The 25,844-nt window shown below is 34.9% G+C and carries 22 protein-coding genes and 1 tRNA gene; 7 read left to right on the top strand and 16 right to left on the bottom strand.

Going from position 1 to position 25,844, the window contains the following annotated elements:
- Positions 1–95 precede the first annotated feature (95 nt).
- Complete coding sequence (locus BTR34_RS09585) at positions 96–770, bottom strand: SCO family protein (protein ID WP_068480714.1); 675 nt, start codon at positions 768–770, stop codon at positions 96–98.
- Positions 771–931: 161 nt separating this feature from the next.
- On the opposite strand from BTR34_RS09585, the gene rseP reads away from it, so the two are divergent.
- On the top strand, positions 932–2,281 hold the full coding sequence (rseP, locus tag BTR34_RS09590) for an RIP metalloprotease RseP (protein WP_068480717.1): 1,350 nt from the start codon (positions 932–934) through the stop codon (positions 2,279–2,281).
- 79 nt (positions 2,282–2,360) lie between these two features.
- A tRNA-Asn gene (locus BTR34_RS09595) sits at positions 2,361–2,434 on the top strand.
- A 117-nt stretch (positions 2,435–2,551) separates the two neighbouring features.
- Here the strand turns inward: BTR34_RS09595 and BTR34_RS09600 are convergent.
- The 12 genes from BTR34_RS09600 to BTR34_RS09655 form a co-directional block, all read right to left on the bottom strand.
- Positions 2,552–4,183, bottom strand: coding sequence for a beta-N-acetylhexosaminidase (locus BTR34_RS09600; RefSeq protein WP_068480721.1), 1,632 nt, complete (start codon positions 4,181–4,183; stop codon positions 2,552–2,554).
- A 50-nt stretch (positions 4,184–4,233) separates the two neighbouring features.
- Positions 4,234–5,997: a glycoside hydrolase family 31 protein gene (locus tag BTR34_RS09605; RefSeq protein WP_068480726.1), complete on the bottom strand. Its 1,764-nt coding sequence runs from the start codon at positions 5,995–5,997 to the stop codon at positions 4,234–4,236.
- 204 nt (positions 5,998–6,201) lie between these two features.
- Positions 6,202–7,131, bottom strand: a complete 930-nt coding sequence (locus BTR34_RS09610; RefSeq protein ID WP_068480729.1) for a hypothetical protein — start codon at positions 7,129–7,131, stop codon at positions 6,202–6,204.
- A gap of 10 nt (positions 7,132–7,141) precedes the next feature.
- The gene (locus tag BTR34_RS09615; RefSeq protein ID WP_068480732.1) at positions 7,142–7,864 is read right to left on the bottom strand and encodes a hypothetical protein; all 723 of its coding nucleotides are present in this window, start codon (positions 7,862–7,864) and stop codon (positions 7,142–7,144) included.
- Positions 7,865–7,890: 26 nt separating this feature from the next.
- Positions 7,891–8,361 (bottom strand): DUF3592 domain-containing protein, encoded by a 471-nt coding sequence (locus BTR34_RS09620; RefSeq protein WP_068480735.1) that lies wholly within the window; start codon positions 8,359–8,361, stop codon positions 7,891–7,893.
- Positions 8,362–8,372: 11 nt separating this feature from the next.
- Positions 8,373–8,990 (bottom strand): hypothetical protein, encoded by a 618-nt coding sequence (locus BTR34_RS09625; RefSeq protein WP_068480738.1) that lies wholly within the window; start codon positions 8,988–8,990, stop codon positions 8,373–8,375.
- 11 nt (positions 8,991–9,001) lie between these two features.
- Positions 9,002–9,562 (bottom strand): hypothetical protein, encoded by a 561-nt coding sequence (locus BTR34_RS09630; RefSeq protein ID WP_157483724.1) that lies wholly within the window; start codon positions 9,560–9,562, stop codon positions 9,002–9,004.
- A gap of 65 nt (positions 9,563–9,627) precedes the next feature.
- Positions 9,628–11,688, bottom strand: a complete 2,061-nt coding sequence (locus BTR34_RS09635; RefSeq protein WP_157483726.1) for a hypothetical protein — start codon at positions 11,686–11,688, stop codon at positions 9,628–9,630.
- An 11-nt stretch (positions 11,689–11,699) separates the two neighbouring features.
- The gene (locus BTR34_RS09640) at positions 11,700–12,467 is read right to left on the bottom strand and encodes a hypothetical protein (RefSeq protein ID WP_068480746.1); all 768 of its coding nucleotides are present in this window, start codon (positions 12,465–12,467) and stop codon (positions 11,700–11,702) included.
- An 18-nt stretch (positions 12,468–12,485) separates the two neighbouring features.
- Entirely contained in the window at positions 12,486–13,580 is a 1,095-nt protein-coding gene (locus BTR34_RS09645) for a hypothetical protein (RefSeq protein ID WP_068480750.1), read from the bottom strand.
- A 13-nt stretch (positions 13,581–13,593) separates the two neighbouring features.
- Positions 13,594–13,938 carry a hypothetical protein gene (locus BTR34_RS09650; RefSeq protein ID WP_068480753.1) on the bottom strand — a complete coding sequence of 115 codons (345 nt, stop codon included), beginning with the start codon at positions 13,936–13,938 and terminating at the stop codon, positions 13,594–13,596.
- Between the two features lie 11 nt (positions 13,939–13,949).
- Positions 13,950–15,260 (bottom strand): OmpA family protein, encoded by a 1,311-nt coding sequence (locus BTR34_RS09655; RefSeq protein WP_068480756.1) that lies wholly within the window; start codon positions 15,258–15,260, stop codon positions 13,950–13,952.
- 113 nt (positions 15,261–15,373) lie between these two features.
- Between BTR34_RS09655 and BTR34_RS09660 the strand changes: the two genes are divergently transcribed.
- On the top strand, positions 15,374–15,919 hold the full coding sequence (locus tag BTR34_RS09660) for an RNA polymerase sigma factor (RefSeq protein WP_068480759.1): 546 nt from the start codon (positions 15,374–15,376) through the stop codon (positions 15,917–15,919).
- A gap of 3 nt (positions 15,920–15,922) precedes the next feature.
- A complete protein-coding gene (locus tag BTR34_RS09665; RefSeq protein ID WP_068480761.1) occupies positions 15,923–16,651 on the top strand; it encodes a tetratricopeptide repeat protein in 729 nt (242 codons plus the stop codon).
- On the opposite strand, the gene BTR34_RS09670 is transcribed toward BTR34_RS09665, so the two are convergent.
- The 3 genes from BTR34_RS09670 to BTR34_RS09680 form a co-directional block, all read right to left on the bottom strand.
- Complete coding sequence (locus tag BTR34_RS09670; RefSeq protein ID WP_068480765.1) at positions 16,631–19,486, bottom strand: CHAT domain-containing protein; 2,856 nt, start codon at positions 19,484–19,486, stop codon at positions 16,631–16,633. The genes BTR34_RS09665 and BTR34_RS09670 overlap by 21 nt on opposite strands.
- Positions 19,487–19,538: 52 nt before the next feature.
- Positions 19,539–20,174: a hypothetical protein gene (locus BTR34_RS09675; protein ID WP_074472125.1), complete on the bottom strand. Its 636-nt coding sequence runs from the start codon at positions 20,172–20,174 to the stop codon at positions 19,539–19,541.
- 319 nt (positions 20,175–20,493) lie between these two features.
- Positions 20,494–21,999 carry an aminotransferase class V-fold PLP-dependent enzyme gene (locus tag BTR34_RS09680; RefSeq protein WP_068480771.1) on the bottom strand — a complete coding sequence of 502 codons (1,506 nt, stop codon included), beginning with the start codon at positions 21,997–21,999 and terminating at the stop codon, positions 20,494–20,496.
- Between the two features lie 224 nt (positions 22,000–22,223).
- Between BTR34_RS09680 and BTR34_RS09685 the strand changes: the two genes are divergently transcribed.
- The 3 genes from BTR34_RS09685 to BTR34_RS09695 all read left to right on the top strand — a co-directional run bounded on the left by BTR34_RS09685 (position 22,224) and on the right by BTR34_RS09695 (position 25,835).
- Positions 22,224–22,703, top strand: coding sequence for a biotin/lipoyl-containing protein (locus tag BTR34_RS09685; protein ID WP_068480774.1), 480 nt, complete (start codon positions 22,224–22,226; stop codon positions 22,701–22,703).
- Between the two features lie 90 nt (positions 22,704–22,793).
- Positions 22,794–24,266, top strand: a complete 1,473-nt coding sequence (gene accC / locus BTR34_RS09690; protein WP_068480777.1) for an acetyl-CoA carboxylase biotin carboxylase subunit — start codon at positions 22,794–22,796, stop codon at positions 24,264–24,266.
- A gap of 27 nt (positions 24,267–24,293) precedes the next feature.
- The gene (locus BTR34_RS09695; protein ID WP_068480780.1) at positions 24,294–25,835 is read left to right on the top strand and encodes an acyl-CoA carboxylase subunit beta; all 1,542 of its coding nucleotides are present in this window, start codon (positions 24,294–24,296) and stop codon (positions 25,833–25,835) included.
- Positions 25,836–25,844: the final 9 nt, after the last annotated feature.

Below are 25,844 nucleotides of genomic sequence, written 5' to 3' on the forward strand. Positions count from 1 at the left end.
TAATGACAAAAATAAAGGAAATATTTTAATTAGGGATTAATATCCTCTTAAAATAAGACACGCATTTTGCTGCTTTCTATTTAATGGTATACTATTTATTCGACGTACGATGCTTTTAAAATTTTAAGGTCCTCTAAAAGTTTAGACATATCATCATTATTGGTGCCATCGTAAAACCCACGAATACGTTTTTCCTTATCGACCAAAATAAAATTTTCGGTGTGTATCATATCAAAAGGTCCACCATCACCATCGGTCTTTACGGCCAAATACGATTTACGTGCTAGGTCATAAATTTGCTTTTTATCACCAGTAACTAAATTCCATTTGGTGTCGTTAACCCCTTTTTCAATAGCATATTTTTTAAGTTGGGCAACAGAATCGATTTCAGGAGTAACGGAGTGAGACAAAAGAAGCACATCAGTATCATTAATTAGCTCTTTTTGTAATTCTGCCATATTTTTGGTCATAATTGGGCAAATGGTAGGGCAGGTAGTAAAAAAGAAATCGGCTATATAAATTTTGCCTTCATAATCCTGTTGAGTGATTATCTTTCCATTTTGATTCAAAAAAGAGAAATTCCCAATGGTATGGTATTTCTTAACATGCTGTATTTCTTCAGAAACTAATTCTGAATTTACCATTGCAGGTGAATACACCGGAAGTAACTTTACCGGTTTTAGGGCATTATAGAAAAGATAAATAATAACTGCTGATATAGCCAGTAATACTAATCCGAATAGCTTGAATTTAGCGAAGAAAGACCGCATTATTTTTTTTGTAAAGGTACGCTAGGTCATATTAGATTTCAAGTAAATTTATGCCATAGGCTGATAAAATATTCTTAAAATACCTATCCCTTAGTGTGTTTCTTTTTTTTAGCGGATGTAAAAATGTACTTTTGTCCGATTTTAATTTTCAGGAAAAAAGAATGAGCCCTATTATTATAAAGACCATACAATTTTTTTTAAGCCTTTCTATACTTATTGTACTTCACGAGTTAGGTCATTTTATACCAGCAAAATATTTTAAAACCAGAGTAGAGAAATTTTATTTATTTTTTGATGTAAAGTTTTCACTCTTCAAAAAGAAAATTGGGGAGACAGAATACGGTATTGGTTGGTTGCCTTTGGGCGGTTATGTAAAGATATCGGGAATGATAGATGAAAGCATGGATAAAGAAGCCATGGCCGAGGAACCAAAAGAATGGGAGTTTAGAAGCAAGCCTGCTTGGCAACGGTTAATTATTATGCTGGGCGGTGTAACCGTTAATTTTATATTGGCTGTTGCAATATTTATTGGCTTGGCATTTGCTTACGGTGAACAATATATTTCCAATGACGGACTTAAAGATGGTGTTTGGGTTACTGATTCTACCTTAGGAGATGCACTTGGCGTACAAACAGGGGATAAATTTCTAGACATTGATGGTAAAAAAGTAGAGAAGCTACAAACAATACCCTATGAATTGGTCTACGGTGAAAAATTCACCATCGAAAGAAACGGCAATAAGATAAATAAAGAAGTTCCTGTAGATTTTATTGAAACAATTTCAGATAATAGAGATCAAGCCCAATTTATTAAACCAAGATTGCCTTTTGTTATTAGTCAAATTCCAGAAGATTCACAAAACGAGGCATCTGGTTTTGAACCTGGTGATGTCTTTACCAGTATTTCCGGAACGCCAGTCGCCTACCAAGATCAAGTTTTTCCAATACTTGAAGCTAATAAAGGAACCACGGTAAATGTTATCGTGAAACGAAATGGAGAAGAAATACCCTTAAAAGCGAATATTTCTGAGGAAGCCAAGTTAGGGTTACTAATTGGTTTATCAAGTGCAGAAGCTGACGAACAAGGATATCTTAAAATTAAAACTACGGATTATTCATTTGTAGAATCTATACCTGCGGGATGGAACAAAGGTGTTAAGACACTTACAGATTATATTAAAGGGATGAAGAAAATCTTCAATCCTGATACCGGGGCATATAAAGAGGTTGGTGGCTTTGCGGCCATTGGCGGTATGTTTCCTGATACTTGGAACTGGCCAGCATTTTGGGCAACAACGGCTTTTATATCCATTATTTTAGCGTTTATGAATATTCTGCCTATTCCTGCATTAGATGGAGGCCACGTAATGTTTTTATTATACGAAATGGTTACAGGTAGAAAGCCTAGCGACAAATTTTTAGAGTATGCACAAATCACTGGATTTTTTATTTTAATAGCACTATTATTATTTGCAAATGGTAACGATGTGTATAAATGGCTATTTAAATAAAAAATTAATTTTTTTGTTTGGCGAGTTTCAAAAAACAACTATATTTGCACCCGCTTTAGGAAACTAAAACGGGTTATTTTCCTCCTTAGCTCAGTTGGTTAGAGCATCTGACTGTTAATCAGAGGGTCCTTGGTTCGAGCCCAAGAGGGGGAGCGAAAAACGAAATCCAATCTATTTATTTAGGTTGGATTTTTTGTTTTTGGTCAATACTGGTGGTGCTTTGTACTGTTTTTTTCTAAAATCGGCATCCTTTTTTATGGGGATAAATCACTACTGAAATTCTTGTGATATTGGACCTATATATGCTTCTGGTTGAAGTTTTTTACGTTCTTCAATCGAAATATTTGGGATACGATAGTTAATACCTAATATTCTTAATTTTTCATACTGTAAGGATAACCGTTCTTGAAACGATTCCCAATCAATATTTTCCTCGGTGCTCCAACCTTTTTCTGCAACAGCGAATAGTCTGGGGTAGGTCATATATTCCAAGCGTTTTTGATTGTCAATAAACTCCGTCCAGATACCTGCCTCAAGACCCAAGATTTGGTTGGACATGTTTTCATCAAAAGATTTAGGAATTGGGTTCCATTGATATAGTGCTTCCATTGAATTTGGTCCATTATGCAAGCCTTCCCAATTGGCACCAGCTTCTTTTAAGTCGCTAGGGTAGTCCAAATACAAAAAGTCTACCGGGGATAGAATAATTTGATAACCACGCTCTGCCGCAGTATGTAAAACTTTGGGAAATTCTCCGCGCCACCATTGCAGGATCGTCCCCTTATTGACACCAAAATCCGATGCTTCGTCCCAAGCAATTGGTTTTAATCCAGACGCTACTATGAAATCGGCCATTCGGCGGTCGAACCACCCTTCGAATTCATGTTGGTTCCTGAGCTCCAATTCCTTCATTTTCGCCAACATATCGGGTCGCCCTTCCCAATTATGGTGTCTTACCTCATCGCTTCCATAATGAACATAGTCGGTATTAAAAATATCGGACAAGCGAAGGATTACGGTTTCTATCATTTTAATGGCATCTTCATTTGCAATATTAAGGGTATTGTTGCCCCCACTAAACTCTGGATACGCTCTTTCAACAGCACCTGAATGTCCAGGGACATCCACTTCGGGAATTATGGTAATATGTCTTTCATTGGCATAAGCCGTAATTTCCCTAGCCTCTTTTTCGGTAAGATACATTGATTGGCCATCTGGATTTGTTTTATCTCCCAGTGACCCAATTTCAATAAGTTTAGGATATTCCTTGATTTCGATTCGCCAACCGGTATCATCGGTTAAATGAAGGTGCAAGCGGTTCATTTTATGTGCTGCCATTTGGTCGATCAGTTGTTTTATCGATTTTGGCCCAAAAAAATGTCGTGAAATATCGAGCATAGCACCACGCCACTGAAATCTGGGCTCGTCGACAATGGCTAATTGATTGAATTTAAGTTCTGATCGTGGCGTATTTTTTTTGATAACCGGTACTAGTTGTAAAAGCGTTTGAAAGGCATAATAGTATCCTGCTTCCGAAGATGCCTTTATCACTATTTGTTCAGCGGTTATATCCAGGAGATATGCCTCTTTGGCCAAGGAATCTTCCTGGACCAATACCATAGCATTTTTTTCGACCTGGGTAGTCGCAATTGGGCTGGACCACCCTATTAATTTTTCTAGATCTTTTTTAAACATTGTTGCAGCGGTACTTTGTTCTTCCGTAGAAAATACCATTTGTGTTTTGGCGTCCAATGTAAAATAACCTTCATAAATTTGGACTTGCTGAGGTTGCGGAACAATTGGTAGCACCAGGTCGGTTCTTTCTTTCGGAATCGAAGGATTGTTACAAGCGACCAAAAGAAAGCCCAAAAGACAAGTTGAAAGTGTAACTAATGTTTTCATCTTAGCATTTTTTAAATTCGTTATTAATAATATAACCAGATTAGATTGGATTATTGTTTGATAAAGTACAGAAGTTCATCCAAGGCTACCTCGAATGTTTTATTACTGCCTCCACGATATGTTTTGTTGTTTCCTGTTATCCATTTGCCCTTGGGCAAAAGTACTTTACGTTTATTTTCTTCCTTATCGAGAACAGGCGCAACGAGAATCTTCTCGCCCAACATAAATTGATCTTTTATCCTTTCGAAACCTTGATCAGGATACATATATTCCATTGTTCTTACAATGGGCTCTCCGGTTGTTGCCGCTTCCTTTGCCAAACTCATAATATAGGGGGTAAATTCTTTACGAAGTTGTACCGCCTTTTTTACGGCTTTTAAATGTTTCTCGTCCAGAATCCGCCACGGGGCAACGGAAAATTGCATCATGGGCATCAACGAATGTACCTGTGCCGACCTTACAATTAAATCTTGGTCAATGGTTTCGGTATGCAGAAAAGACTTGAATTCACCACCACCTATCATATCTGGGCAAGTAAAGGCGTAGCCCATTAAGCCTTGGCTAGTAATGTTCAGAATTATAGTTCGAAGGTCGTTCCAATTATGACCTTTATCACTTAGGCGTTGTACTAATGGAAGTCCTGCCATTTTCCACGTAGCGCGATACTCGTTCAACGGAAAGTCCAATCCAATTTTACCAAATAATTCGGAATGTTCGTTCGGAGTAATGTCCTTCTTAAAGCTTACCAAGTAATCTGGATAAAAGTAGGAATCGCCCGCATCGAATTTAAAGCCATCTACGCCGTATTCATCGACCAATTGTTGTAACTGCGATTTAAACCAATTTTCCGCTCCGGGATTTGATAGGTCTAGCACGGCGCTAACACCGTTCCACCAATAAACCATAGCTGGTCGTTCTACTTTTATCCATGGAGCCGCGGTTACTTTGGCGTCACTTGCATTTTTTATTGGCACCGCCAAAGGGTATAATACCCCGAGGCTTGCCTCGAAATTAAAAGTTCGTTTCGGGCGAATGCCTCGTGGGCTTGCCCCGAGGTAGTTTACTAAAAAATTATTTTTGGCCAATTCGCGGGAAATGTCAGAATCTGGACTCACAAACGGACATACCCATAACATTACTTTAAAACCTATTGCATCTAGTTCCTCCATCATTTTTCTAGGGTTAGGGAAACGGTCGGGATGAAAGTTCCATTTTCCATGGTCTTCTTGCCAGTTGTCATCTATCATAAGCACACCCGGTGGAAAGCCATTATCAATAATGGCATGGGCATATTCCAATATATCGTTCTGATTCTGATTATACATTAACTCTATCCACGTATTGTATTGTGGGGAGGAAAAAAGGAGTTCATCGGGCATCTTTCCATTTGCGGCAAAGTACTTTTTTGAAGCATAGGAAAAGGCTTCTTTTAATGTACGCCCTGCATTTTTTTGTAGTAACTCGCCTTTAGCTTGAATAGAAATGGAATTCTTTGTAAATGTAAACTCAAATGATTTTTCCGACCAAATAACCCGTCCTTTGTTCGAAATAAGTAAAGGCTGTAATTGATTTCCCTTGTTGTCGTTATACATATTGGAATACGTAAAACCTTCTTGATAGGGCATTGAAACGCCATCATTGACAGCACCACCCCACCAGAGTTCATCTTTGAGTAAAGAAATAGTGATTGTTTTATCATTGTTTTCAAGATCATTATTCTGGTGAATGACCTGAGCTGAATACACCTGCCCGATACTGACTAAAGGAATTAAAATAATTAGACTGAAAATTGAATTGAATAGTTGTTTATTCATTATTTGCCCTTAAATAATAAGCTGAAAATATACCCAAAAAAAAAGCAGGAAGCTAGCCCATTGAACAAAGTAAGACCAATTGTGTAAAAAGCACTTTAAAGTTTTAAATAATGTGGTAATCGTTGCCGCTTGTATGTAGGATGTAACTAATGGAGTACTGATGAAGTAAAGACAGTGTTTTAGCTCTACCAATTAATATAGCTATTACAGCGTTGACCTAAAAAAATAAATAGCCTCATCAGGAATAGTATCTACAATAGTATGTTCATGTTTTTTATATCTGGACCTATCTTCTTCAGGAGCATTTGGAAATTCGTGTGTTCCTATAATTTCGGTTTTTACTAAATTCCAACCAGGCTTAAAACTTAGGTCGTAACTAACACTAGTTTCAACCAGTAATGGAGTTCCCGTATTACTTAAATCTCCTTTCCAATTTTCGTTTGCCTTTATGGAACAAGCTTCGTCAACATAAACCCATGATAATAGATACCCTTCATCGCCAAAATATAAATCTCCGGGCGTTAATAGATTTCGGGTTACCTTTACTGAGTTCCCGATTGTTAAAATACCTATTTGCTTTTCGTTTTTATAGACTAATATATAAGAGTTAAGTTTAAAACCGGCACCTCCATTGCTATATTGATATACATCAGAATCGTGAATATCAAAAAAGTTATTGCTGTTCTTAAAATTATGTAAAGGTTGTACAACAGGAACTTTCATTGTTGGATTTAATAAAATACTTCCATCCGATGTAATCACTCCGACTTTTACATATTCTACTGCATCTTTTTGGGAGTCATAGCGATAGTTGTAAACAAGATCGGCTTCTCCATTGTGCCAATTTTTAAATCTATTATTTTCACTGGCTAATGTGTTTTTCCAATACTTATCTTCATTTTTAGTGGCATTGGTTATAGGTTCTGCGTTGATATTACTATTCTTTTTTTGTTCAAGATTTTTCTCTTTTGCATTGGCTTGCTGTAACATTTCTTCAAGATTCATACATTCCATAATGCTATCGCGCATTCTCAATGCTTTGTCTATCATTTTTTGCTGTTCAGGAGTTTGCGAGAAACCTAAGCAACCAATAAAAAAAAGAAGTATGGGTAGGATTCTATAAGTTGATTTCATATTTCTTAGATTAAAAGTACTTGCCAATCCACTTTGTATTGGGTGGTGTTGCTTGTGATGAGGTAACTATTATAGTACTGGGCTTATTTATTTTTTCAAATACATTTTCTTCATACATACTTGGCACTTCATGTTCCATTGTGCTTTCAATTTGATATTCAATAAAATTAAAACCAGCTTTTAATTGTAAATAGTAACTATAGTTTGTTACAATGGTATCATCTTCTGTGTTAGATATGGTGGACGTACATTCCCCTTGAAAACTAAAATCTGATTCTATGTAAACCAATTCAAAATAGGACCCCAGAATAGCGTTTTTATCACCATAAGATTCTAGCCAAGGAACCATGTTTTCATCGGTTACCATAAAGAGCAGTCCTGCATACGGGTTCTCTTTTGTACTTAATGAAATATAGCCAACATTAATTGCTCTACTATTCTCTTCTTCAGAAAGTATGTCATAACTGCTATCACATTTAGAAAATAGAGTGAAAGCAGCATCCGACAAGAAATTGGCCTTTGCTTCATCACTAATAAAATTTAAATCTTTGGGAAATTTAAAATCCAACTCTCCCGAATCAGATACGGTACCAATAGCTATTGGATTGTCCATGCCAAAAGAATACAAGACTAAATCCATAGCTTTTAACGGGTAGTTTTCTACTATAGAATTCGTTTGGCCTAGTCCTAACTGAAGGACTAAAAGCATCAATAAAAAAGAAATTTTTTTCATAATAAATTAGTTTAGTGTTGTGAATTTTAATTTGATAGTTCTACAAGTATATTTGGATTGTAATAGCATATGAATCCTAGTGCAAGAAGTAAGATTAACAGTGCTATAGTATTTGGTATTCCATCCATCCTGCCTGGTTCTAGGGTAGCTATGCTAGGGTCTGAAGGATTGTAGTAAACAGTTACTTGTTTTCCTTCTTTATATTTATTCATTAAGATACTCGCTTTCTTTTGTGAAAAATTTTTAAATGAGTTTGCAAAAAAGGGTTTTTCATTATGATAGGTGGTACCATTGATTTCATAGGAATATAAAAAATCTATGATTTTGGAAAGTGGAAAATCAAGGGACTTTACTACCACTCCTTTAACTTTTGGCCATTGTAACGATTGTTTTGCCCACCAAAAAAGGCGCAACTTCATTACCAAAAATGGCAATGTCACCAATTGTAGAATAATAGCTGCTATTTGTAATTGACTAAATGAATTGATAAAATCCATAGTGGAATAGATTAGTTGTTTAGATCTTTAAACCGTTTTAAATCATCAACTCGTATAGCATCCCAAAGTTCGTCAACATTTATTCCTTTGCCTTCTAACGTTACATAAAATCGATTGTCGTAGAGAAACCTAAGTTCAGATTGATAATCAGATTTGGTGTCTTCATCTCTATCCGTGCCAAATGTTAATATGCCATTTCGTTCTTTTTTTGAATACCTTATGGTGTTATTATACTCGGAGGTTATCTTATTTAGATGTAACATTTTTAAAGGAATTATAGCTCCCATAACATTTTTGCCAGCAGCATCTAAAATTTCCATTCGTACCATATCTTCTCCAAACATTCCAATAACAGTCTCATCTGAAGAAATTCTAGATTCCTCTGTGTCTAAGGCTAGGTTGCCCAATTTCCTCGGGAATGCCAGCAGTAATTGCTCCTTAGTTAACAGTGTTTTAGTACCTAATTCTTTTAGAAGAAGATTGTATTTTTCATTTATATCTTCATTCTTTCCAGTTACTTCGTTTAATATTCCTTCCATAATCTTAGATTCATTTGAATCTGATTTCGGAGTTTCTTTACAAGCTACTAGTAGCACAATAATTAGGGTTAGATGTATTATTTTTTTCATGTTATACGTTTTTATATTTTTCCAATAATGAGTTTTGAAACTTCAATGGCTTTTTCTTTGTTTTCAGTTGCATTAGTAGAGACTTTAACATGCACATGAAACATAAATTTATTTGATAAAAATGTTAGTTGAGACATTCTTGCATCCCAAACAGCCGTAGATCCTATATTTGGAATTACTTCTGACTGCTTATAAATTGATGTAGATCTCTTGAACATATCTTCATTTGCATTTTTTACCATCACAATTAAAACTTCACTAGGTATAGTTGATTTAATCTCTTGACCTCCAAAAGAAACTGATTTAATTATTTTCCCATCCTCCCATTTAAAAACACAAGTAGGGTACGTATAAACAACATCTTTCATTTCTACAGGGTATTCTGTTATTTTAAACATACTTTCCACTTCTTCTTTTGAAATGACATCACAGGGCGAGTTTAGAGCAGATGAATTTTTGGATTCAGCACTTTTATCCGCTGTTTTATTTTGAGGTATATTGGTTTTATTCTCTTTGTTATTACATGCAAATAGTAGTGTAGTAAACAAGACAATCAGTAAATTGGTTTTCATATTTTTCATTTTAATTGTTGTAATAATTAGTTCTGGCAAATCAATTATTATTGCATTTTGCTTTTTTAGTTTATAAATGATGGCATTGTAAAGACTTGTGCATTGGGCATGGTTATCTGCTGATTTTCATAGTAATAATAAATAGCTGCCTCGTTTTCAACTAAAGATTCTAATCTTTTTTGACTGTCAAAAGTGATCGTAAGCCTTCCTTCGTAAATAAATACTGTTTTTTCAGTTCCAATACCACCACTAATTTTTTTAGCTCGTGGTTCTTTTTCTAACATAGTGATGGTAACTTCAGCTGCAAACGCAGGTATTTTGTGCATTACGGAGCCTTTATTCATCTCCAAGCCTGCAAAATCCATATTTATGGACGAAAGTTGTGAAACAGCAGTAAACATTTGAATCAATTTGGTTTTTATCCAACCTTTGCCTGGTGCGTTTATATAAATGTAGCCTTCTTCGTCTGAGAACAAGTTTTGGTTTTCGGCTGGGTAGGTTACTTTTAGACCATAATTATCCGCATCAAAAAACATATTTACAGATGCATCCGATGATTTCATAACAATGCGCATATCGGAGCTTCCGGTTGACACATTAATCATTTGATACCCATAATTTTCTTCACTAAAATGAAAAAAGCCTTCTAGTTTTACCGAGCTAGTTTTTTTCAAGTCTTTTTTTAAATTCACCCCCTTAAAAGTAACTAGGGTGGTTTTTTCGTTTTTACCTGCCTTTACTTCTATATCATCATAATAATCGGTATCAGGTAGAAAGGAGATATGATCTAGAACCGTGGTACCATCAACTTTTAATGAGAAGCTCATGCCTTTGTCTTGTATTTCTTGTGTGGTATACCCTAAAAATTCTAAAGTAAAACTGGCTTTTTCAGGTTGGTCATCTTCCAGAATACCCTCAAAAGGATAAACTACGCCATCTTGCAACTCGTTCTTTGTTTTTTCATCAATAAAACTTATAGGTTCTATAATATGCATTGCGTTGCCTTTGGTAGCCATTTTTAAATACGTATACACTTCAATAGAATCGCCTCTTTTTTCTTCGCTTTCGAAAGTGCGTAAATTCTTTTTCAGTACATCGGGAACATTTTCGAATGCTGTTGGTGAAGTTTCACCATATTGCAACATGCGGTCATACATACTATTAAATGCTTTTTTTGCATCGGTAGCAATTACGTTATTATGCCAATAGAAAAGTTGACCATTTTGTAATATATTATCAAAAGTGGTCTCTACATCGCCACGCTGACCCAACTGACAAGCACTCAAAATAAAAAGCTTATTATTTACATCTGGATATGCCGCTGCAAAAAACGCCGGAGTTAAAAAAATTTCTGTTGGAGTAAATGCTAAACCAGAAACATTTTTTAAAGATTCTTGTAGTTCTCTTCTTCTTTCATCAGAGGTAAATGTTATTCCTGTTGCAATGTAGGATTGGCAATTGGTTGTCATGGTAATTATTTCGCCCTCTATGTTACAGGTCTGTGAGCCATGTGTGCCTAAATGAACAACGTCATAATCATTAAAAGATAAATAGTCTTCTATGGTAATTGTTTGCTCCGTTTTGCTCGAGTTTGCTTTTGAAGTTATTCCGCCTCTATAATTTTTATTCGTTTTTAATTTTTCTAATGGTACTAGAACATCGCTAGTGGTTGCGAAATGCCACGCATAGGGCGATAATAGTAAGGCTTTTTTATTCTGTCTATTTTCCCCGCGCTGTGCACCAACAACATTGGCGTTATTCTCGTCTACTTTTGGAGGATTAAGCATCGTCATTGAGGGCATAGAGTTACTAGTCCCTCCCTTCGTTATTGATGAAAACTCCTTGAGTTTAATTAACATTGTAGGCCCATTTTTAAGCCTAAAACTCAACAATTCATCGCCTACACCAATTTCTTGTACTTCAGGAATTTGGCGAAGCTCTTTTACCAAATTATCCACTGGTTTTAATTGTATGGTATCTAAAATGGTAAAACCTTTTTGAATAACAGAATCTGGCATTTTTGAAAAATCTTCCAAAATGCCATTAATATTACCTGAATTATCTTTTTTGCCGTCATTGCATGAAAACAATAAGAATGAAATTAGAATTAGGAATATGTTTCGCATTAGAATTTTATTTAGAAGATTTTTACTGATGGCTTTGCTGATGAAGTTCGATGAGCCGAAATACTAGGTTTTTTATCATCACTAAACCACATATATCCTGTAAAATCATCGATTTTTAGTGCCCCATATTCAACTATCATAAAACCCACGTCCCAGCCATTAGCTTGATAAATAGTGCCTTCAAAAACCGCAGGTTTATCGCTACTGAAATATCCTTTTACATCATAACTTTTAATAGTGCCATCTACTTTAACAGAAATTTTCGCATATACCTTAGTTATACTATTTTTCTTTTCACCGGTATCCAATATTTTAAAGATATCCCCGTTTGTAGACTCCCAAGTTCCCGTCCACGTAGGGTTGGCTACAGTTGGTAGATTAGGCGATACAATTACTGGCAAAACTGTTCCCCAAACTTTTACACCGTTCCAATTATCGGAACCCCATTTTGTGTCGGTTTCTGATTTATGGTATCCATCAAATTTTGTTTTATCGTCAGAAAGTATAAACCGGAACTCCCCTTTTTTTCCAAGACTGTTTTGGTAAGGCGCTCTATCTAAGCGCGTATACTTGCCTATAAGCACACCATCTTGCTCTCTTGCATCTATTAATTGTCCTTTAGGAAAGGTTCCAGCATAAGCGCGGCCATTTTTAGTTATGGTTACTTTGCCATATTTAGTATCCCATGCTCCGGACCATGAATCTGTCTGTGCATACATTGAAAATGATAGTAAGAAAACAACGCTCACTGTTGCTAAAATTTTAAATGAATTTTTCATGATTGCTTTTTTATTTGTTTATTCTTTAGTTACAATAACACTGTTTACTTGGGCATTAAAAACTCCGCTCGTTAATTTAGTAGCTATCCCATTTTTCCAAATGGTTGCAATTTTATCTTCACTACCACCTACATAAATATTGTCTTCTAGCGCAAAAACGGATGTTGCTGTGGCATCTTTACCAGTAAGTGATAGAGGTTCTAAAGGAAAATTATTTTTCCAAAGTGTAGCAACCCTATTCTGCTCTGAATCTGTTATGGACCCTACAGCATACACATCTTTATCTGTGGCATATACCGCATTGGCCGTTCCATTTGTAGAGCCGTTAGATAGTTGTGTGGGAACACCATTTTCCCATATGTAGGCCACACTTTTTCCATTTTTAGATTGAGAACCAATAACATATAGATTAGACCCTGACACAAAAATTTGATTTGCCGTTGAACCATTTTTATTATCGCCCAATGAAGTTGGTACACCATTTTTCCAGATTTTGGCAACAAAAATTTTTGTTATGGGGTCTTCTTCATAGCCAGCAACATATACATCATTTCCAGTTACAAATACAGAGGTTGCCCAGGAGTGATTTTTGCTTTGGCTTAAAATCACCGATTTACCGTTTATCCATAATGTAGCCACGTATAGTTCACCATTTATAATTGGATAAACCTCCTTACCAGCCGCATAGACTGTATCTTTTGAAACAAATATGGATGAAAGAAATGCCACCCTAGATCCATCGCTTTGTGGAGATTTCACTCCATTCTTCCAAATGGTAGCAATGTTGGTTGTTCCATTATTTTCATAGCCACCGATATAGACATCTTTATCCACCAAAAAAACTGAGTTTGCATAAGCGTTATTTGCTCCGTTAGTAAGTGAAGTTGCTACTCCGTTTTTCCAAAATTTTGCAATGTTTTTTATTCCGTCAGATTCAAATCCAACGGCATAAACATCAGTTGTAAGTTCTGGTTCCGGTTGTGGTTCGGGTGCTGGTTTAGGTTGTGTTTCTTCTATAACAATTTGTACTGGTTGACTATCATCATCTTTATTACAAGAAAGTATAAAGCCCAAAAGAAAAAATAGGAGCGAACGTTTTATTATGGTTTTCATGATTGGTATGTTTTTAAATGTTTTTCAACCATTCTTTATATTTTTCACCTAAAAAAGGTACTGGTGTTTCTTTTCCGTTAATGGCATTCATAAGTCCCATAACCCACATGTAGAGGAGTACAAAAATTCCCAAGATGTTTATAATCCATCCTATAATCGGAATCATACCTATTATACCAAGTGCCAAACCCGTTGCTGCCAAGCCTACTGATTGTCTTATGTGGTAGCTAGCAAAGGCATCTTTTTTTTCGTTATTCATGACAAAGGCGATTATTAATCCTATAATGGTGATATAGGCTATGGTCGCTATTTTTTTACCTTCGTCAGCTACTGCAATACTGTTATTTGTTGTTTCCATGTTGTAAGGTTTTATATTTTAATAAATTCTACTCTTCGGTTATTTGCTCTTCCTTTTTCAGTGTTGTTATTATCAACAGCTTCTGTTTCCCCTTTACCTATAAACTGTAGTTTATCTTCATTGATGCCAAACTCCTCTATCAGAATTTGACGTACAGAAGCCGCTCTTTTTTCAGAAAGGGTTTGATTGTAATTGTCATCACCTTGGTTATCTGTGTGCCCAACTATTTGTATGTTGATGTCCGGGTTATCGCGTAACATATTGGCGATGTCTAATAATATGCCGTACGATTCTTTTTTTACGGTTGCAGCCGCAGTATCAAAATAGATGCCTGTAGTGCTGAATTTTCCGTTTTTAAGCAGAAGGGAACGTAAGTCTTCGGTAGATTCGGAAATTCTGAAATTTGATATTCCTACAAAGTGGTCTGATTCAGGAATAATGTCTAAAGCTTCAATTAAAAAATACTTACCTGTACTTTCTTGAATTAAATTGGGAGAGTCGATTACTTTTTCTTCGTTCACCCACATTCTCAGCCTTTTTTTATTTACCGCGATGGAGATATGAATGGTGCTATTTAAATATTCCATAAATGATCTATCGATAGTGCTACCAACTCTCATTTCAGCTCCCCAATTAGAAACTTGACTTACGTTAAAACCACCAGATGAAAGCAAAATTTCTACTACCGATAAAATGCCTCCGCTACCACCAGCGTATGATTTTTTGGACAATAATGTAAAAAAGAGTTTACTACTTGGTTTTCCTGTACCATAGCCATTATTGACTAAATCAAATTCTATGGTATAATTTTCTGGTAATATATTTTCCATTGTTGGTAAATACCCAGAACGCCTTACAATAGATAGCCATTTATCTTCAGAACCTTTAATTGTCACTACTTCTCCAGAACCTCCTGTTTCCCAATTGGCAGGAAAATCACCTAAGGCATCCGTTTTAAAATCATCGTAAAACAATAGCTTGTTTCCGGGGACAAAAGTGAAATTGCTATAGATTCCAAATTGATTATCCGATGAGTTACTGTTCGTAATTTCACCCTCTTCATAAATACCATCGGATTCTCCATGATCATTTTTAGTTGTTTTTTTGTTCTTCTTCTTTTTGCCGCCTCTTTTCCCATCTAAAATGGTGTCCATGGTTTTTTCGGTTTCTTTGTTTACTTTTTGTTCTGTTTTTCGAATGACCGCTTCCTTTGCGGCATCTTCTGCTCGTTCACCAAGTCTTTTTAGGAATTGAGCTTCTAATTCTTGTACGTTTCCTACAAGTGCCATTAAGAAAAGTACCGTGATTGCTAATTTTCGCATGATTTATATGTTTTTCATTTATCTTTAGTCAGGGCAAAAATTGCATTGTTAACATTTTATTTTAAAAAATAACACCGATTGTAATTTCACCTAAAGATTTCCAAAAAGAGTAGATGGAAGAAAACCATATAAAAGCACTAAAAACGGGAGACCCTTTAGCAGTAAGTAAGCTTTACAATAGCCAAAGGGAGGCTTTTTTAAATTTTGGAAAAAAGTATGGACTATCTTATGATGACTTATCGGATATTTATCAAGAAGCTTTTATAGCATTGAGAAAGCATGCTTTAAACGATAAATTAAGTTCCGTAAATAGCTCTTTAAAAACATACCTTTTTGGTATTGGAAAGTTTATGATTTTTGACCTATTAAAGGAAAAGAAGAGAACTACTTCTTATGAACCATCAAAAAGTGGAATACATGATGCAATTGAAATTATTTCTACGGAAAACAATGAAAACGAATTAAGTCATGAACAAGGTCTTTTAAATACCTATTTTAAAAAATTAGGAAAAAAATGTCAAGAAGTGTTAACCTTGTTCTATTCTAGAGGACTAAGTATTGATGAAATTGTGGAACATTCAGATTATACCGATAGCAGTGTTGTAAGAAGTCAAAAATCTAGATGTTTAAAAACCCTGAAAGACATGATTAAATCGTAGCCTATGACAAAGCAAGAAGATTTAATTGAAAAATATATTCTTAACAAACTAAGTTCTGAAGAAGTATTGCTGGTTGAAGATCTCCTAAAAAACGATGCAGAATTTATTGCTGAATATAACTTTCAATCCAATTTAAAAACGGCCATTAAGAAAGAGGATGATGATAATTTTAGAAATTTAATTTCAGAATTAGAATCGAAAGCTAGAAGTAAAGATTCATTACCTCGCCGTTCATATGTAAAGTGGATGGCAGCGGCCAGTATAATTCTACTTTTAGGGTTAAGTTATTTCTTGACTTTAAATCAAAAGACCTCTACAGATGACTTATTTGTAAGTTATTTTGAGCCCTACCGTAATGTGGTACAGCCCATGCAAAGAGGTAATGAACAGCAAGATGAAAAAAGCCTTGCCTTTTTAGCCTATGAGAAAGGGGAATATGATAAAGCAATAACTTTATTTTCAAATTTGTATTCTGATACGAAAGAACCTTATTATTTGTTTTATAAAGCCAATGCCTTGTTAAAATTAGAAAAGGCTAAAGAAGCAGTTCCGTTATTGTTAGAACATTTAAAAACTACAGATACATTAACAGAAAAAACGAAATGGTATTTAGCCCTTGCGTATTTAAGGCTTAATGATGTTCCTAATGCTAAATTAACATTGGAAAAAGTTATTTCCGATGGTAATTATAAAACTATGGAAGCACAAAAACTACTTAAAGAGTTTAAATAGTTTTTTGTTTAAAAACCAAATTAGAAGTATTCCGATAATGGTTAAAATTGACCACAATAAATAATTTGTAGTGTTTAATGCTGCAGTATTGCCGGTTATTAAAATACCCGACCAATAGTATGGGTGTCTTAAAATAGCATCATCATTTGAGTTTAAGTAGCTTAATTTTGCCTGCCGTAATGCTTCTTTTTTGTTTAAACCATCACTTAGGTTTTCATAAAATAGTTTCATTATTTCAGAAGTGCTCTGGTCATTTATTTTCCACAAAGAAGTAACTAATGCTGGCACACCAGCATAATTAAAACCTCGTGCCAAACTTAACATACCTTCGCCTTTTTGTAATTTCCCAAAACCCGTTTGGCAAGCGCTTAAAGTTACCAGGTCTGCATCTATGTGATAATTATATAAGTCTTTAACATAAAGTAAATTGGAATTGTCTTCAGTATCTTCAAATGCTAAATAAGAATAATCTGGAAATTCGTCATTGGCCGAAGCGTGGGTAGCAAAGTGAATTAAATTATATGAACCAAAATCCTTTTGAAAATTTTCTATACTTGCCTTATTTCCATCGTAAACAGTTCCTTTAAAATAGGCAGAAATATTTTGTGCTTCTTTTCCATTATAAAGTAAAGGTCCAAAATCAATTCGTTCTTGACTAGCTTTTTGTTTTGAAGTGTTTTGGTTAAAATGTGGAGCAAATATCATGAGCTTATTACTGCTTTTAACCATCGTCTTATTCTGTTCTTGTAGTAATGTTGCAGAACTAGCATAACTTATGGTGTACTTAGAAAGTAAATATGACCTTTCATTTTCCGAATTTGTTTGCAACACATCAAATGGTATATAATTAAGCACATCATCGGCAAGAATAATAATATCTGAAGTATGGTTAGCGGCAAGTGCAGGCTCAATAATTGCTTTGTAAATAAGCGCGCTGTTTTTGCTATAAGCTGTTCTATCTTCAATGTTTGGTGTTGATAATTGACGGTAAAAATCGGTAATTGTTTTCTTTAAGTTTTCGTTAAAGGGTAATTTATAAAAAGTTTCATTTTTATGATTTAGTACGATGAGTAATATGGAATTATCCGTAACTAAATAACTGAATAGCGATTGGTTTTTATTTAATTGTTTTTTTATTTCTTCGGTAGAAATAACGTCCGACATATATTTTAATGCATGGTATTTTGGGTAGTCTTTTTCAATTTTAGCGATGTAATCATAATATCTTTTTTTAGTTGTAAAAAGTGAGTCGATTAAGGCGTCTTTTTCATTTAGTTTTGAATTGAAAATTTCCTTGTCTAAATAAGATATTTTAGCCCTATATAGTTGCTCTTCACTAAATACATCTTCTGGTATATTTCCATATTTGGTAGCTTCCGAATTTCTATGAGCCTCCAAAAGAGCAATACTTTTGCTTTTTTCTATAAAATAAAAAGCATCATTTAGGTATTTTTTTTCTTTGCTCTCTTGGTATAAATCATAAGAAATTAAAACCATTGTTTGAATAGTAGGATAGGTTTCTGTAGTCAAAAACTCTTTATCTAATTTACTTTCAAATTCTGGTCGTAAAACATCTAATGTTTTTATAAAGGCTTTAGAAGTGATATTTGCTTTTTTTAAATATTCAATATCTTTTGTAATGGTATAACTCTCTAAAAGAGTATTGAGTTTTTCTTTTAAAGTGGTAATTAAGACTATTTTAGAAAGTACCTTGTTTGGATCGGGATTTGAACTAAATTCAGGGTTGTTAAAATCGTCTTCTAATTGCATCAAAGCTCTTTGATAGTTCGTTAAAGCAACTTGTATGTTCTTTTTCTTTAAAGCCACCTTTCCCAAACGTGCATAAACCTCTGCAAGATCTGGATGTTTTTGATTTTCTCGGTAAGTGGTTATTTTTAATAATGCTCTAGTAAAATAAGCTTCTGCTTTGTCAAAATCTTTAAAACCTAAATAGGCATCGCCATATATTAAGTCTACCTCCCTTGAAAATGGATTATCTTCAAAATGTAGCTGGGCACTTTCATCCAATGTTGCAATGGCTGAGGAGAAATTTTCTTGTAGGTTATAATTTTTAGCCAATAGAATATAGGTAGAGAGAATTCTATTCTTAAAACTAGGGTCTTTTAACTGTGATTTATAAAATTCAAGAGTTTCAATCAGCAAAAGGTTTGCTGCCGTATAATTTTTTTTACTTTCATAGACCTGTGATAGCAGTTTTTTAGAGTTCATTGTCGAAGTGGTCCAATCGATAAAACTATCTCGGTAGGTGGATACTAATGCAATATCTTTTTTGTAATTATACTCGGCTAGTTCATATTTGCCTGTGTGTTTGTAAATTGCCCCTAAAAAGCTATAAACACTTGATAAAGTGGCCAAATCATTACTGTTGCGTTGTTCTTTAGGTATTGATATAAGTTTTGTGAGGAGTTTTTGAAAATACCCTTTAGCAGTAGCATAGTCTTTAATTTTATAGTGATAATTACCTTTGTCAAAAAGCAAATAATCTTTATAATAATTAATGTTTTCTAAACTTTTAAAACGCTGATCATGGAGCAAAAGACTATCTTCTTGTTTTAAGTTTTTTTGATAATTTTTTAAATCATAATAGTGCCCATTGGCATTCATTAAATAAATATAAGCACTTAGCATATATTCTAATTCATTCTGCTTATCCCCTAAATCAATTGTTTTACGATAGTAATGGTAGGCACTGTCTTTATTGGTATAGTGATAATTATAGGCATTGTTATACGCCTGTTCTAATTCTGAAGTTTGTGAGTTAGAACTCTGAAAACAAAGAAAGATTCCAATTTGGAGTATTACAAGATACTTCATAAAAAAAGCTCCCCTTTTGCCGGAGAGCTTAAATATACTGATTTCAAGTAATTTACATACTAATTACTGGAGTTGGAATAGTAATTTCGCCAACAGCTTTTGTTTTTAGTGTGGTGTACATAATTCCCTCTCCTTTTAGACCGGTTTTTAATTGTAGGGCACTTTGACCAAATTCATCTTTAATGGACTCAAATGTTGTTTTAAACGATTGATTTTTATTGTTTTTCATGATAATATCAGTAACCATTAATTCTTCGCCTAGGACTATTACAGATTTTGAAGAAATATTTTGTATGGGAATGCAATTGTTTTCTCCGCCTACTAGACATGGCTTAGGCGGTGGAATTGGACCGATAGGTCCTTTAGGTTTTTTTATTGAATATAAAAATTCATTAAATCGAATTAATTTACCAATCTGAATTTGAATATTTTCAATTTGTTCCATTGCCTCTTTGTTGCCATTTTCTAATTCGGCAACCAGTTTTATTTTTTGATTTTCTAAATTTTTAATTTCCGCTTCTGCACTTGAATAATAAATTTCAATGCCATAGAGATAGTTATCTTCTTGCTCTATCATTGTTTTGGCGGTAATTGCCGTTAGCTCTTCTTGTGATGATTGCTCTGGACTGCTACAAGATATCAGTAACAACGAGCTTAGAAATAGTGTTAAGTAAGTCATGTTTTTCATTTTTAGTTCAGTTAATTTATAGTTAGTCTTTAATTTTTATTGTTTGTTAACAATAGGAGGGAGAGTAACTTAAAATTAGTAAAATAATAAACACATTCATTTTGAATTCTCTTAAATTTAAGTGGTTATTAAATGATTGAATTACAAGTGCTTATTTCGCATAATTCAGTCCCAATATAAGGGGTGAAACAAAAAATCCAACCTAAATAAATAGATTGGATTTTTTGTTTTTGATTACTATTAATGATACGGAATACTGTTTGCGGTAATTTACTGATATTAAAGACTATAAATTTTTTATAAACAAACTGTACTACAATTAAATAGCAAACCAATCAGTAACTTCTTTAATGATTTTTTCGTCTCCACAATTCTTAAAATCAAACTCATTGGTTTTTGGGTTGTAAACGTAATCTTTACCCCATTCTTTAAAATTGTGAGCAACTTCATTAATAGCATCACAGATATAAACTAATTCTTCATTAGACGTAATAGGATGTAATGACAATCGTACCCAACCAGGTTTGTCAGTCAAATTACTGTTTTCAATGTCTTTGGACATAGTCGTAGAAGAATCGTTGTCCATATCAAATAGATAATGGCAATAGGTGCTGGCACATGACCAACCTCCTCTAACTTGAATTCCAAATTTGTCATTTAATAAACGAACCACAAGATTGTAATGAGCTCCTTCTATTCCAAAGGAAACTACTCCTATGCGTTTTGCATCATTATCACCTAAGATAAACAGACCTTCAATTTGTTTAAAAGCTGTAAAACATTGCGCTAATAATTCTTCTTCGCGTTTTTCAATGTTCGAAGTGCCCATTTTTTCTTTTAGGCGAATAACAAGAGCTGTACGCATTACTTGAAGAAAACCTGGGGTTCCACCATCTTCTTTAGTTTCAATATCTGTATAATAGCTGTATGCGCCCCATGGGTTGGTCCATTTTACATTTCCACCACCAGGTACATCGGGACAATTCGTATTGTACAGATTTTTATTGAAAACTAATACGCCACAAGTACCTGGGCCTCCTAAGAATTTATGTGGAGAAAACAGTATAGCATCTAAATAAGCCTCTGGGTCTTTTGGATGCATGTTTATTTCTACATAGGGTGCAGAAGCAGCAAAATCCATAATACATATTCCTTTGTTTTGGTGCATTACTTTTGCTAGTTCATGGTATCTAGAAATTATGCCCGTTACATTGGAACAAGCTGTAAATGCTCCTATTTTTTGTGGGCGGTCCGCGTATTTTTCAACTTCCGCTCTTAGTTTTTCAGGACAGATAAGGTTGTTTTCATCGCAAGGAACAATAACTACATCAGCAATGGTTTCCATCCAAGGAACTTGATTAGAATGGTGTTCCATGTGAGAAATAAAAACAACCGGACGTTCATTCTCCGGTAATTTTATTTTATTTTTTATCGTGTCTGGCCACCGAAGTCCCATTATACGTTGAAGTCTAGAGAGCACACCCGTCATACCTGTACCGGCAGTTACCAGTACATCATTTTCATTTGCATTTACATGCTTTTTAATTATTTCTCTAGCATGTTTATAGGCATATGTAGATGCTTTCCCTGTTTCACTTGAAAACGAATGTGTATTGGCAATCATTGGGCCTATAGTATTTCGCATGGTGTCTTCAATGGGGCCATAAAGTCTGCCGCTAGCAATCCAGTCTGCATAAAGTAGATTTTGAGTTCCATAAACCGAATCAAATTTGGCATTTTCTCCTACTACATGTGATTTAAATTGAGTAAAATGCAGTTCAAGAGAAGATTGCTTTAGCTCTTTTTGAGATTTAGCTGTTGCCATATTAAAGTATTTTAATGAAAACTGGGTGGAAAGATACTAAGGGTCGTTCAATTACTTTAGTTATGTCAATATTTTTTTTGGACGTACGAACAAAGTTTAAATACTTTCAACATTTCGGATAATTTGAATTATTATCAGAAAAGGCAGTCTTTTTTTGTAAATGACATCGCCAATCTTTTTCAATATCTTTGATTCACCAAAAAAATGTATTTACATCATAACATATGTCGAACTATTTAATTACAGTAAACGAGGAAGAATTAGAATTCAAAACTAGCGATGCCGATTCTTTAGATAGCATTGCCGTTAACGCACAAACCCTTCATGTTTTAGATAACAATACTGCTTTTGAGGTAGAAATACACCATGCAGATTATTTAAACAAGACTATTTCACTTTCTGTTAATGGCAATATATATGAGGTTAAGCTTGAAGATGAATACGATCAGCAGGTTAAAAAAATGGGATTGCTGGCAGTAACGACTCAAAAACTGAATGAGGTTAAAGCTCCTATGCCCGGGTTAATTGTTGATGTAATGGTTGAGGTAGGTGAAGAGATTGTAGAAGGCACTCCATTGTTAGTTTTGTCGGCAATGAAGATGGAGAATATTATTCTTGCTCAAGGTGAGGGAATAATTAAATCTATTGAAGTAAAAAAAGACGATGCCGTAGAAAAAGGGCAGGTAATTATTGAAATGGAATAGAAATACACGATGGTCATAAGAGGAAACTCTTGAAATTTAGATGTAAATCGTTCGAAATTAAACCTCGATTATGGAGTAAATTAAGTTTTAATGAAAAAAATATTGATAGCCAACCGTGGTGAAATAGCTTTGCGAATAATGAAAACTGCCCAAAAAATGGGTATCAAAACAGTTGCCGTTTATTCAGAAGTCGACCGTCATTCACCCCATGTAAAATTTGCCGATGAAGCAGTATTGTTAGGGCCTGCGCCGTCATCAGAATCTTATCTGGTGATGGAGAAAGTTATTAATGCTGCTAAGGTAACAGGAGCAGAAGGTATTCACCCAGGTTACGGATTTTTAAGTGAAAATGCTGTTTTTGCTCAAATGGTCCAGGATAATGGTATAGTGTTTATTGGACCAAAACCTCATGCGATTAAGGTTATGGGGAATAAACTAGCGGCAAAAGAAGCTGTTAGAGATTATGATATTCCTATGGTGCCTGGTATTGAAGAGGCAATAACCGATGTGGCTTTAGCAGAAAAAGTAGCTAAACAAATAGGCTTTCCAATTTTAATAAAAGCTTCTGCAGGTGGTGGTGGTAAGGGAATGCGTGTGGTTGAAAACTTGAAGGATCTACCAGAACAAATGCAACGGGCCATCAGCGAAGCACAGGCTGCTTTTGGAGATGGTTCCGTTTTTATAGAAAAATATGTGGGCTCGCCCAGACATATAGAAATTCAAGTACTTGCCGATACGCATGGTAATACGGTTCATTTATTTGAGCGGGAATGTAGCGTGCAAAGAAGGCATCAAAAAGTAGTGGAAGAAGCTCCATCAGCGGTTCTAACTCCAGAAATTAGAACAGCAATGGGTGAAGCTGCTATTAAAGTGGCAAAAGCTTGTGATTATGTGGGTGCTGGTACCGTTGAATTTTTACTGGATGAAAAAAAGAATTTTTACTTCTTAGAAATGAACACAAGGTTGCAAGTAGAGCATCCAGTTTCTGAATTAATATCTGGTATAGATTTAGTAGAACAACAAATTAAAGTGGCCCGTGGCGAAAAGTTAGCTTTTACCCAAGAAGATTTGAAAATAACAGGTCATGCGCTTGAGGTTCGTGTGTATGCGGAAGACCCGTTAGCTAATTTTATGCCTAGCATAGGTACGTTATCAACTTATAAAACCCCGGTAGGAGAGGGTATTCGTGTTGATGATGGTTTTGAGGAAGGTATGGAGGTTCCTATTTATTATGACCCAATGATTTCTAAGTTGATTACCTATGGAAAAAACAGGGAAGAAGCTATTCAATTAATGATAAAAGCAATTGATAACTATAAAGTTGAAGGTGTTGCTACAACCTTATCTTTTGGCAAATTTGTATGTGAGCATGAAGCTTTTACTTCAGGAAATTTCGATACACATTTTGTCAAAAACTATTATTCTCCAGAGCATTTAGAAAAGCAGTATGCTGAAGAAAGAAGAATAGCGGCATTAGTTGCCTTGAAGCTATATTTAGAAAATGATAAAATAGTAAAAATTCCGACTAAAATTTCTTCGAATTGGCAGAAGAATAGAGCTTAGAATTGCAAATCGATTTGAAAAACTAGAATGAAAGATAATAAACAAATACTAGCAGAGAAACTGGCATTGGCTAAACTAGGTGGTGGTCAAGTACGTATTGATAAACAGCACGCCAAAGGAAAGTTAACTGCTCGCGAACGTGTTCATTTTTTGTTAGATGAGGGCTCATTTGAAGAAATGGGTGCTTTAGTTACCCACCGTACTAAAGATTTTGGTATGGAAAAACAAGTCTTCTATGGAGACGGAGTGGTAACTGGTTATGGTACTATTAACGGCAGACAAGTTTGTGTTTTTGCACAAGATTTTACTGTTTTTGGGGGTGCGCTATCTGAAACCCATGCCGAAAAAATCTGTAAAATTATGGATATGGCCATGAAGATAGGTGTCCCCATGATTGGTCTGAATGACAGTGGTGGCGCTCGAATTCAGGAAGGGGTACGTTCATTAGGTGGCTATGCCGATATTTTTCATAAAAACGTAATGGCATCGGGAGTAATTCCGCAGATTTCTGCAATAATGGGACCTTGTGCCGGGGGAGCGGTATACTCGCCTGCAATGACGGACTTCACCTTAATGGTCGAGAACTCTAGTTATATGTTCGTTACAGGTCCTAATGTGGTAAAAACGGTAACAAATGAAGAGGTAACATCAGAAGAATTGGGTGGTGCAATAACACATGCTACCAAATCTGGAGTAACCCATTTAACGGCTGCGAATGATATTCAATGTATTAATCAAATTAAGAAGATGATTAGTTACATGCCTCAGAATTGTGAGGATAAGCCAACAGATATTCCGTTTGAACTAGGTAATGAAGTTCGTGATGTATTAGAAGATATTGTTCCTGAGAATGCAAATCAGCCTTACGATATGCGTCATGTCATCAACGGAATTATAGACCAAGATACTTTCTTTGAAATACATGCAGCATATGCAGACAATATTGTAGTAGGTTTTGCAAGGTTAGGGGGTAAAAGTATTGGTATTGTTGCCAATCAGCCTATTAGTTTGGCAGGTGTGTTAGATGTTGATAGTTCTAAAAAGGCAGCACGTTTTACTCGTTTTTGCGATTGTTTTAATATTCCACTTTTAGTATTGGTAGATGTACCAGGATTTTTACCAGGTACAGATCAAGAATGGAATGGTATTATAACCAACGGCGCAAAGTTATTATATGCTTTAAGTGAAGCTACCGTGCCTAAAGTAACGGTTATTACCAGAAAAGCATACGGTGGCGCGTATGATGTAATGAATTCTAAACATATTGGTGCCGATTTAAATTATGCTTGGCCAAATGCAGAAATTGCAGTAATGGGAGCAAAAGGAGCAAGTGAAATTATTTTTAGAAAAGAAATTAGTGTGGCTGAAGACCCTGTGGCGAAATTGGCGGAAAAAGAGGCCGAGTATGCAAAATTATTTGCAAACCCTTACAGTGCTGCACAAAGAGGTTTTATAGATGAGGTTATTTTGCCAAAAGACACAAGAAGAAAATTGATTAAAGCATACACAATGCTTGAGAATAAAGTAGCAACTTTGCCAAAGAAGAAGCATGGTAATATTCCGTTGTAAATGTTGATT

The organism is Maribacter hydrothermalis (assembly GCF_001913155.1).
Lineage (GTDB): Bacteria > Bacteroidota > Bacteroidia > Flavobacteriales > Flavobacteriaceae > Maribacter > Maribacter hydrothermalis.

Excerpts from the sequence above, each read along its gene's own strand:
- BTR34_RS09685 (WP_068480774.1), top strand. The coding sequence starts at position 22,224 with ATGTCGAACTATTTAATTACAGTAAACGAGGAAGAATTAGAATTCAAA.
- BTR34_RS09675 (WP_074472125.1), bottom strand. The coding sequence starts at position 20,174 with ATGAAAAACATGACTTACTTAACACTATTTCTAAGCTCGTTGTTACTG.
- BTR34_RS09645 (WP_068480750.1), bottom strand. The coding sequence starts at position 13,580 with ATGAAAACCATAATAAAACGTTCGCTCCTATTTTTTCTTTTGGGCTTT.
- BTR34_RS09665 (WP_068480761.1), top strand. The coding sequence starts at position 15,923 with ATGACAAAGCAAGAAGATTTAATTGAAAAATATATTCTTAACAAACTA.
- BTR34_RS09620 (WP_068480735.1), bottom strand. The coding sequence starts at position 8,361 with ATGGATTTTATCAATTCATTTAGTCAATTACAAATAGCAGCTATTATT.
- BTR34_RS09655 (WP_068480756.1), bottom strand. The coding sequence starts at position 15,260 with ATGCGAAAATTAGCAATCACGGTACTTTTCTTAATGGCACTTGTAGGA.
- rseP (WP_068480717.1), top strand. The coding sequence starts at position 932 with ATGAGCCCTATTATTATAAAGACCATACAATTTTTTTTAAGCCTTTCT.
- accC (WP_068480777.1), top strand. The coding sequence starts at position 22,794 with ATGAAAAAAATATTGATAGCCAACCGTGGTGAAATAGCTTTGCGAATA.
- BTR34_RS09680 (WP_068480771.1), bottom strand. The coding sequence starts at position 21,999 with ATGGCAACAGCTAAATCTCAAAAAGAGCTAAAGCAATCTTCTCTTGAA.
- BTR34_RS09625 (WP_068480738.1), bottom strand. The coding sequence starts at position 8,990 with ATGAAAAAAATAATACATCTAACCCTAATTATTGTGCTACTAGTAGCT.
- BTR34_RS09670 (WP_068480765.1), bottom strand. The coding sequence starts at position 19,486 with ATGAAGTATCTTGTAATACTCCAAATTGGAATCTTTCTTTGTTTTCAG.
- BTR34_RS09640 (WP_068480746.1), bottom strand. The coding sequence starts at position 12,467 with ATGAAAAATTCATTTAAAATTTTAGCAACAGTGAGCGTTGTTTTCTTA.
- BTR34_RS09650 (WP_068480753.1), bottom strand. The coding sequence starts at position 13,938 with ATGGAAACAACAAATAACAGTATTGCAGTAGCTGACGAAGGTAAAAAA.
- BTR34_RS09610 (WP_068480729.1), bottom strand. The coding sequence starts at position 7,131 with ATGAAATCAACTTATAGAATCCTACCCATACTTCTTTTTTTTATTGGT.
- BTR34_RS09660 (WP_068480759.1), top strand. The coding sequence starts at position 15,374 with ATGGAAGAAAACCATATAAAAGCACTAAAAACGGGAGACCCTTTAGCA.
- BTR34_RS09585 (WP_068480714.1), bottom strand. The coding sequence starts at position 770 with ATGCGGTCTTTCTTCGCTAAATTCAAGCTATTCGGATTAGTATTACTG.
- BTR34_RS09630 (WP_157483724.1), bottom strand. The coding sequence starts at position 9,562 with ATGAAAACCAATTTACTGATTGTCTTGTTTACTACACTACTATTTGCA.
- BTR34_RS09605 (WP_068480726.1), bottom strand. The coding sequence starts at position 5,997 with ATGAATAAACAACTATTCAATTCAATTTTCAGTCTAATTATTTTAATT.
- BTR34_RS09600 (WP_068480721.1), bottom strand. The coding sequence starts at position 4,183 with ATGAAAACATTAGTTACACTTTCAACTTGTCTTTTGGGCTTTCTTTTG.
- BTR34_RS09615 (WP_068480732.1), bottom strand. The coding sequence starts at position 7,864 with ATGAAAAAAATTTCTTTTTTATTGATGCTTTTAGTCCTTCAGTTAGGA.
- BTR34_RS09695 (WP_068480780.1), top strand. The coding sequence starts at position 24,294 with ATGAAAGATAATAAACAAATACTAGCAGAGAAACTGGCATTGGCTAAA.
- BTR34_RS09635 (WP_157483726.1), bottom strand. The coding sequence starts at position 11,688 with ATGCGAAACATATTCCTAATTCTAATTTCATTCTTATTGTTTTCATGC.